7 protein-coding genes are annotated in these 6734 nt (G+C 67.2%); 1 reads left to right on the top strand and 6 read right to left on the bottom strand.

Translation table 11 applies throughout. The annotated features are described in order from the left end of the window. Positions 1-5: 5 nt before the first annotated feature. From QZM67_RS35815 to paaA, 6 genes are all read right to left on the bottom strand, one after another. Positions 6-830 (bottom strand): DUF1835 domain-containing protein, encoded by an 825-nt coding sequence (locus QZM67_RS35815; protein ID WP_043191883.1) that lies wholly within the window; start codon positions 828-830, stop codon positions 6-8. Between the two features lie 128 nt (positions 831-958). Further along, on the bottom strand, positions 959-2047 hold the full coding sequence (gene paaE / locus QZM67_RS35820) for a 1,2-phenylacetyl-CoA epoxidase subunit PaaE (protein ID WP_301810727.1): 1089 nt from the start codon (positions 2045-2047) through the stop codon (positions 959-961). 5 nt (positions 2048-2052) lie between these two features. Further along, positions 2053-2613, bottom strand: a complete 561-nt coding sequence (gene paaD / locus QZM67_RS35825; RefSeq protein WP_175024261.1) for a 1,2-phenylacetyl-CoA epoxidase subunit PaaD — start codon at positions 2611-2613, stop codon at positions 2053-2055. 25 nt (positions 2614-2638) lie between these two features. After that, positions 2639-3442, bottom strand: coding sequence for a 1,2-phenylacetyl-CoA epoxidase subunit PaaC (gene paaC, locus QZM67_RS35830; RefSeq protein ID WP_301810729.1), 804 nt, complete (start codon positions 3440-3442; stop codon positions 2639-2641). Between the two features lie 10 nt (positions 3443-3452). Further along, entirely contained in the window at positions 3453-3737 is a 285-nt protein-coding gene (paaB, locus tag QZM67_RS35835; protein ID WP_010092957.1) for a 1,2-phenylacetyl-CoA epoxidase subunit PaaB, read from the bottom strand. 40 nt (positions 3738-3777) lie between these two features. Beyond that, positions 3778-4776 carry a 1,2-phenylacetyl-CoA epoxidase subunit PaaA gene (gene paaA, locus QZM67_RS35840; protein WP_301810730.1) on the bottom strand — a complete coding sequence of 333 codons (999 nt, stop codon included), beginning with the start codon at positions 4774-4776 and terminating at the stop codon, positions 3778-3780. 196 nt (positions 4777-4972) lie between these two features. Here paaA and QZM67_RS35845 point away from each other — a divergent pair, with 196 nt between their 5' ends. Next, positions 4973-6244 carry an SGNH/GDSL hydrolase family protein gene (locus QZM67_RS35845; protein ID WP_301810732.1) on the top strand — a complete coding sequence of 424 codons (1272 nt, stop codon included), beginning with the start codon at positions 4973-4975 and terminating at the stop codon, positions 6242-6244. Positions 6245-6734 lie beyond the last annotated feature (490 nt).

Below are 6734 nucleotides of genomic sequence, written 5' to 3' on the forward strand. Positions count from 1 at the left end.
GAAGATTAGCGGTGCGGGGTGGCCGCGCGGGCCGCGCGCACCTGCGTGGAAGAGAGGGCGTCGGGCGCGTCGTCCTGCAGCTCGAGTCGGCCGGCTGCCGCGAGCTCGCGGCAGCGCCACCAGGCGATCGAGTCGCTGACGAACAGCCCGCCGCGGTCGGCGTCGGCCATGATGCTGCCGACGAGGCGCCCCGCGGGCAGCCAGTCGGCTTCCGCGCGCGCGACGATCAGCGCGTCGAGATCCGCATAGTGGCCGCTCTTGATCGTGTTACTGACCCAGTAGCGCAGCTCGGCGTTCAGGTGCTTCGCCTCCTGCCATTCGAGCGCGAGGCGGCCGATGCGCAGTACCGAGATCGGCGCGGCGACCGGCCGCTTGCGTGCCAGTTCCGCGGGCGAGAACATGCCGGTCGCGCATGCCTGGTCGGTGCGTGACAGCGACGCGCGCTGCGCGGTGTCGAGATCGGCGGCCGACAGCCGTACTTCGTTCAGGCGTTGCGGGACGTTGCGCAGGTGATAGGCGACGCGGCGCAGCAGCAGCTTGTCGCCGACACTCGGCGCGTGCCACACGACGACCTGGCCCGTATCCATCGCGAGCTGGTCGAGGCGTGCGAACTCGCTTTCGATCTCTGCGTTCCAGTCGGGAATCCGGTCGCCGAGCACGCGCTGCCAGAAGACGGCGCGCGTGTCGGGTGCCTCGTCGGCGCCCTTGAGCGGCCCGACGCCGAGGTCGTCGAGCAATCCGACGACGAGCTCGTCGCGTCCGGCTTGCGCGAGTGCCTCGCGCAGCGACTCGGCGGCGGTGCCGCCCTGAATCACATGAATGGTACTCATCGGCCTGTCGTCAACAAAAGAAAACCGCCGGCCGGGCGGACGTTGCGATGTCCAGCCGGCCGGCGGCCCCTAGTGTAAGCGAGATGTGTGACGGCGAGAAACCGTCCGGCGCCGCGCCGCGACGTCGCTCAACGCTCGTCGAAGCTCACGACGACCTTGTCGCTGATCGGGTGGCACTGGCACGTGAGCACGAAACCATCCTTCACTTCACGCTCCTCGAGCGTGTAGTTCTTCTCCATCCGAACTTCGCCTTCGAGCACTTTCGCCCGGCACGTGCAGCACACCCCGCCCTTGCATGCGTACGGCAGCGCGAGGCCCGCGCGTAGGCCGATATCGAGCAGGCTCACGCCTTCGTACGGCAGCCGCAGCTTGCGCTTCTTGCCGTCGAGCACGATTTCCAGGTCGGCCGCCGGCGTCTGGTCGGTGATTTCGACGATCGGGGCGCCGGCCTGCGGCAGCGGCGTGCCGAAGCGCTCGACATGCACCTTCGCCTGCGGCACGCCGGCCGCCTTCAGCGCGGCTTCGGCCGCATCCATCATCGGCGCGGGGCCGCAGATGAACGCCTCGTCGATCGCGTCGGCCGGCGTCAGCGTGCCGAGGAATTCCGCGCATTTCGCCTGGTCGAGCACGCCGTTGAACAGCTCGACGTCCTGCTGGTCGTCCGACAGCACGTGATAGAGGACGAAGCGGTTCATGTAGCGGTTCTTCAGGTCCTCGAGCTCCTCCGCGAACATGATCGCGTCGACGCTGCGGTTGCCGTAGATCAGCGTGAACGTGCTGCGCGGCTCCAGTTCGAGCGTCGTTTTCACGATCGCGAGCACCGGCGTGATCCCGGAGCCGCCGGAAAACGCGACGTACTGCTTGCCGTGGTCGGCGTTCAGGTGCGTGAAGAACCGGCCGTCCGGCGTCATCACGTCGATCGTGTGGCCCGGCTTGAGCGAGTCGAACGCGAAGTTCGAGAAGCGGCCGCCGCGCACGCGCTTGATGCCGATGCGCAGTTCGCCGTCACGGTCGTAGTCCGTCGTGCCGACACAGATCGAATACGAGCGGCGCGTTTCCTCGCCGTCGATGTGGGTCTTCAGCGTGACGAACTGGCCCTGCGTGAAGCGGTACGCGTCGCGTAGCTCGGGCGGCACGTCGAAGGAGACGGTCACGGCGTCGGCGGTCTCGGGCCGCACGTCGCGGATACGCAGCGGATGAAATTGCGGGGTCGCCATATCGATTAATAGGGTTTGAAGTAGTCGAAGGGTTCGCGGCAGTCGACGCAGCGATACAGCGCCTTGCAGGCCGTGGACGCGAATTGCGCGAGACGCTCGGTACGGGCGGAGCCGCAGCGCGGGCACGCGGGCGCCGCGACGGGCCGCGGCACGAAACGCACGACGTTCTCCCGCGGCGCGGCGGTGCCGCACTGGCCGACCGGCGGCGCGATGCCGTACGCGCGCAGCTTGTCGCGCGCTTCCTGCGTAATCCAGTCGGTCGTCCAGGCGGGCGCGAGCACCGTCTCGATCCGGTGCGGCGGCAGGCCGGCGGCTTGCAGCGCGGCGGCGATGTCCTCCGCGATCTGCGACATGGCCGGGCAGCCCGAGTAGGTCGGCGTGATCACGACTTCGAGCTGGCCGTCGTCCGCGCGGCGGACGTCGCGCAGGATGCCGAGCTCGCGGATCGACACGACCGGGATCTCGGGGTCGGGCACGGCTTCGAGCACGTCCCATGCACGGGCGAGCAGCGGGTCGGCGTGGCGCGCGGCAGGCACGGCGTGAGCGGGGGCGGTCTGGACGGACATCGTCGGGCTCCGTTGGGGCGGCTGGTTACCAGCTCGCGCCGGGATGCTGGCGCGCGAGGCTCTGCATTTCGGCGAGCAGGTAGCCCATGTGTTCCGAGTGCTCGCCCTGCTTGCCGGTCGTCACGTGCTGCACGGGTGCCGGCAGCGTGAGCGTCGCCTCCGCGAGCGCGTCGTCGACGTCCGCGCGCCATGCCGCTTCGAGCGCGGCCGGCGCGGGGGCGATGCCCGCGCCGGCGACCGCATCGTCGATCGTATCGGCGGCGAAGCATTCGCGCGTGTACGGCGTCAGGTAGTCGAGCGCGTCCTGCGCACGACGGTGCGATTCGTCGGTGCCGTCACCGAGGCGAACCAGCCACTCGCGTGCGTGCTGCACGTGATAGCGGGTTTCCTTCACCGATTTCGCGGCGATCGCGGCGAGCTGCGTGTCGGTCGACGTTTCCAGTGCGCTCCACACGTGAAGCATCAGCGCCGAGTACAGGAAGTTGCGCACGATCGTGACCGCGTAGTCCTTGTCGGCGTGTGCGGTACCGGCGATCGGGCCGTAGTGCGGCAGCTCGGCGAGCGTGAAGTTCGCGAACTCGCGCTCGGCGCGGAAGTACGCATAGTCGTCCTCGGTCTTCGTCGCGCCGGTGAGCTGGCGCTCGAGTTCGGCCGCATGCGTATACAGCATGCGCGCTTGGCCGATGAGGTCGAGGCTCATGTTGGTGAGCGCGATGTCTTCCTCGAGGATCGGGCCGTGGCCGCACCATTCGGCGTTGCGCTGACCGAGGATCAGCGTGTTGTCCGCGAGGCGCAGCACGTAGGAGAGGTGTTCGGGCGTGATCGTCATGGCGCGGGCGTTACATGTGGTTGACTTCGTCGGGCAGCGTGTAGAACGTCGGGTGACGGTAGATCTTGTCGCCCGCCGGCTCGAACAGCTCGGCCTTCTCGTTCGGATCCGACGCGGTGATCGCCGACGACGGCACCACCCAGATGCTCACGCCTTCCTGGCGGCGCGTGTAGACGTCGCGCGCCATGCGCAGCGCCATCGACGCGTCGGCGGCGTGCAGGCTGCCGCAATGCTTGTGGTCGAGCCCCTGCTTGCTGCGCACGAACACTTCCCAGATCGGCCATTCCTTGTTCATCACTTTCTCCTGAATCCTGAATTCGATGGTGTGCCGCCGCTCAGGCGGCGTGCTGTTCGGCGCGCGCGCGGCGCTTGGCTTCGTGGGCGAGTGCGGCTTCGCGCACCCACGCGCCGTCCTCGTGCGCTTTCACGCGGGTCGCGAGGCGTTCCTTGTTGCACGGGCCGTCGCCGTTGACCACGCGCCAGAATTCGTCCCAGTCGATCGTGCCGTAGTCGTGGTGGCCGCGCGCCTCGTTCCACTTCAGGTCCGGGTCGGGCAGCGTCACGCCGAGCACCTTCGCCTGGTCGACCGTCGCGTCGACGAACTTCTGCCGCAGGTCGTCGTTCGAGATCCGCTTGATGCCCCATTTCGCGGACTGGCTGCTGTGGACCGAATCCGCGTCGCTCGGGCCGAACATCATCAGCACCGGCCACCACCAGCGGTTCACGGCCTGCTGAACCATCGCGCGTTGCGCATCGCTGCCCTTCATCATCGACAGCAGCGCGTCGAAACCCTGGCGCTGGTGGAACGATTCTTCCTTGCAGACGCGGATCATTGCGCGCGCGTACGGGCCGTACGTGCAGCGGCACAGCGGGATCTGGTTCATGATCGCGGCGCCGTCGACGAGCCAGCCGATCACGCCGACGTCGGCCCAGGTCGGCGTCGGGTAGTTGAAGATGCTCGAGTATTTCGCCTTGCCGGCGAGCAGCGCGTCGATCAGCGAATCGCGCGATACGCCGAGCGTTTCGGCCGCGCTATAAAGATAGAGACCGTGGCCGGCTTCGTCCTGGACCTTCGCGAGCAGGATCGCCTTGCGCTTCAGGCTCGGCGCGCGCGAGATCCAGTTGCCTTCGGGCAGCATGCCGACGACTTCCGAGTGCGCGTGCTGCGAGATCTGGCGAACCAGCGTCTTGCGATAGGCATCGGGCATCCAGTCCTGCGGCTCGATCTTGCCGTCGGCGGCCATGACCGCATCGAACCGCGCCTGCTCGGGCGACTCGGCTGCGGCGTCGAGCGGCGCGACGTTGCCGGGGATGTCGAGGGATTGCGTGTACATGGCGAGGCTCTCGTCCGGTTGAATGTGTGCGAAGTATAAACCAACCGACCGGTCGGTTAATAAATTTCTTGCGGATTTGCGGCGAGACTCGGGTAAACGAGCGACGTTGGGGCGCGATCGGGCGACGTGAGGGTGGCCAACACGTGGGCCGCGTCTTCTGCGGCACAATGCCCGCTTTCCGACGAGGATTTTGCCGATGTCATTCCGAAGCAGTATCGCCGCGGCCGTGTTGGGCGCGGCTGTCTTTGTCTCGCCGCTCGTGGCGTCGGCTTCGGCCGCGCCGGCCGGATGGGTTGCCGCGTGGGCGACTGCACTGCAGCCGATTCCCGACCTTGCCGCACCGCCGCCGCTCTATCGCGCGCCCGACGTGGCCGGACGCGCCGTGCGCCAGATCGTCTATCCGACGGTGTCGGGGCGCGCCGCGCGGATCCGCGTCAGCAATGCATACGGTCGTGCGCCGCTGGTCGTCGAGGCGGCGAGCCTCGCGCGCGCCGGTGAAGGGGCGGCACTCGCCGGCGGTGTGGCGGTGCCGGTCCGGTTCGGCGGCAAGGCGTCGGTGACGCTTGCGCCGGGCCAGGAACTCGAAAGCGATCCGGTGGCGATCGACGTGGCGGCCGGGCGGCAGTATGCGATCAGTCTCCAGATGGGGCCGAACCAGCGGATGACGGTCTGGCACCGCGTGTCGAACCAGTTCAACTACGTGTCCGTACCGGGCGATCACGTGAGTGATCCGGGCGCCGCCGCGTTCCGCACCCGTTTTACCCAATATGCGTGGGTGACCGAGCTCGCAGTCGAGACCGGTTCCGCACGCGCCAGCGTAGCCGCGATCGGCGATTCGATCACCGATGGGCTGCGCTCGAGCGTGAACCGCAATCGCCGCTGGCCGGATGCGCTTGCGCATCGGCTGACCGCCTCCGGCGTGGAGTCGATCGGCGTCGCGAATCTTGGTATCAGCGGGAACCGGCTGCTCAGCGACTCGGCGTGCTATGGCACGTCGCTGGCGTCGCGTTTCGAGCGCGATGCACTGTCGCGGGCAGGTGTGAAGGCGGCGATCGTGCTGATCGGGATCAACGACATCAACTTCGCGGTGATGCCGCCGCGCGCGGGGCTCGATTGCGACCACCCGCATACGCAGGTCACGGCCGCATCGCTGATCGACGGCTACCGCCGGCTGATCGACGCGGCGCACCGTCAGGGCGTGAAGGTCTTCGGCGCGACGCTGACGCCGGCCGGGCTGCCGGCGGGGCGCGAGGCGATCCGCCTCGAGGTGAACCGGTGGATCCGAAGCGGTAGCGGGTTCGACGGTGTGGTCGACTTCGATGCGGTGCTGCGCGATCCGGCGCGCCCGAGCGTGCTGCAGCGTCGCTACGACAGCGGCGACGGCATTCATCCGAGCGACGCCGGCTACACGGCGATGGCCGACGCAGTGCCGGTCGAGCAACTGCAGGCTGCAGTGGGCGGCAGGTGATGCCCCTCTATATATAGAGAGAAGTATTGCCGGCGGCAGGGAGGTCGGCGGCGTCACGCGGCCGGTCGAGCCCCAAGCCCCCGTGCGCGGTAGCGCACGGGGGCTTTTTCAAAATATTTTCACAAAGGGGCTTGCGTAGTTGGAGGCGGGTGCTTAGAATCACGCCTCTTTCGCGCTAACGGAAACACGGCGCGGAAGAGGGAAGCAAGGTTGGCGGTGTGCTGAAGTCTGGAGCGCGCTACTGGCCTGGAAGTTGAACCCCGCAGTCGCAACGATGTAGTTAAAAAAGTTGTTGACGAAATGCGAAACACGGTTCATAATCTCGCTTCTCTGCTGCTGAAAACGCAGCGCTGCTGAGAAACGCGAAGTTCCTCGCAGAAACGCTCTTTAAAAATTAACAGCCGATAAGTGTGGGCGCTTGATGGAAGCGAGCTGATCCTCGGATCAGATAGCGAAAGTATCAAGAGTCTCACACTAAAGTAAGTCAGGT

The organism is Burkholderia sp. AU45251, from assembly GCF_030482905.1.
In the GTDB taxonomy this organism is placed as follows: Bacteria; Pseudomonadota; Gammaproteobacteria; order Burkholderiales; family Burkholderiaceae; genus Burkholderia; species Burkholderia aenigmatica.

What these genes read in the sequence shown, in the direction of transcription:
- QZM67_RS35815 (WP_043191883.1), bottom strand. Translation starts at nt 830, where the DNA reads ATGAGTACCATTCATGTGATTCAGGGCGGCACCGCCGCCGAGTCGCTG.
- paaE (WP_301810727.1), bottom strand. Translation starts at nt 2,047, where the DNA reads ATGGCGACCCCGCAATTTCATCCGCTGCGTATCCGCGACGTGCGGCCC.
- paaD (WP_175024261.1), bottom strand. Translation starts at nt 2,613, where the DNA reads ATGTCCGTCCAGACCGCCCCCGCTCACGCCGTGCCTGCCGCGCGCCAC.
- paaC (WP_301810729.1), bottom strand. Translation starts at nt 3,442, where the DNA reads ATGACGATCACGCCCGAACACCTCTCCTACGTGCTGCGCCTCGCGGAC.
- paaB (WP_010092957.1), bottom strand. Translation starts at nt 3,737, where the DNA reads ATGAACAAGGAATGGCCGATCTGGGAAGTGTTCGTGCGCAGCAAGCAG.
- paaA (WP_301810730.1), bottom strand. Translation starts at nt 4,776, where the DNA reads ATGTACACGCAATCCCTCGACATCCCCGGCAACGTCGCGCCGCTCGAC.
- QZM67_RS35845 (WP_301810732.1), top strand. Translation starts at nt 4,973, where the DNA reads ATGTCATTCCGAAGCAGTATCGCCGCGGCCGTGTTGGGCGCGGCTGTC.